Annotated in this window: 1 protein-coding gene and 1 pseudogene; both read right to left on the minus strand. The window is 76.8% G+C overall.

Annotation, left to right across the window (positions count from 1 at the left end; genetic code table 11):
• Positions 1-41: 41 nt before the first annotated feature.
• Positions 42-426 (minus strand): discoidin domain-containing protein (locus AOK03_RS44750; protein WP_244177953.1); only part of this gene is annotated, 385 nt, incomplete at its 5' end.
• A 2-nt stretch (positions 427-428) separates the two neighbouring features.
• Positions 429-1,104, minus strand: a pseudogene (locus AOK03_RS45295) (beta-N-acetylglucosaminidase domain-containing protein); the annotation flags it as partial.

Raw genomic sequence — 1,104 nt, forward strand, 5'->3', positions numbered from 1 at the left:
CCGTACGTGGAGTCGCGCGTACGGCGGACGCGTGGCGGTCGCTACCTCTCGGCGACCGCGTACGCCTCCACGGACCACAGCGAGTAACCGAAGCGCGTGGCCCGCTTGTCGCCCTGCACCCGGACGAAGCGGGTGTCGCGCGCGTCCATGCGGACCGCCTCGCGGCCGCCCCTGCCGTCCCGCACGGTCGCCGCCGTGCGCCAGGTCCTGCCGTCGGCCGACGTCTGCACCCGGTAGCCCGCCGCGTACGCGTCCTGCCAGCGCAGCACCACCTGGCCGAGCCTGACCGGCTCCGCGAGCTCCGCCTGCCACCACGCGCCGTCCTCGACGGGGGAGGACCAGCGGGTCTCCGGGTCGCCGTCGACCGCGGCCGACGCCGGGAAGTCCTTCGTCTCGTCGCCCGACGACGACGCCTTCGCGCCGCGCNNGCGCGCGTGCCCGGGGGAACCGTGATGTCGAGGGGCACGTCGACCTCCGTGCCGCGCGGGAGCGTGGACTCCCCGGGGACCTTCACCTCGATGCCCTCGGGCGCCTTCGCCCGGAGCCGGCCTTCGACGTCGCCGGGGCGCAGCGAGAGCAGCTTCGCCGAGATCCGCAGCGGGCCCCCGCCGATCTCCGCGTCGGCCTCGGTGCGGGCCAGCGAGAGGCGGGCGTCGGGGGTGTCGGCGAACCAGGGGACGAGGTGGCGGACGGTGCCGTCGGTGAGGGTGGTGCGGACCGCGTCGGCGCGCAGGCCCTTGTGCCCGGTGAGGTCCAGCTCGGTGAAGCCGCTCTTCGCGAGGGCGCCGATCCGCCGCCAGCCCTCGCCGGGGACGTGGGCCTCGACGGTGCCCTCGGTGCCGGGGTCGGTCAGTGCCGTCACCGCGGTCAGCGCGCGGTCGCGGCCGAACCGGGCCGTCGTGCCGTGCGCGGCCCGCTTCCCGTCGGTCCCCGCCCAGGCCGCGTACGCCTTCTGCGTCCGCGCGAGGAACGGGTCGAGGACGCCTTCGCCGACGGTGACGCCGCTCGTCCGCAGGTCCTTGCGGAGCTTCGTCAGGGCGCGCGAGCCCCGCCAGGCGGCCGCGCCGTCACCGGCGGACTGCGCACGCAGCAGGTCGACCGCGG

Origin of the sequence: Streptomyces atriruber, from assembly GCF_001418325.1 — a bacterium.
Taxonomy (GTDB): Bacteria; Actinomycetota; Actinomycetes; order Streptomycetales; family Streptomycetaceae; genus Streptomyces; species Streptomyces atriruber.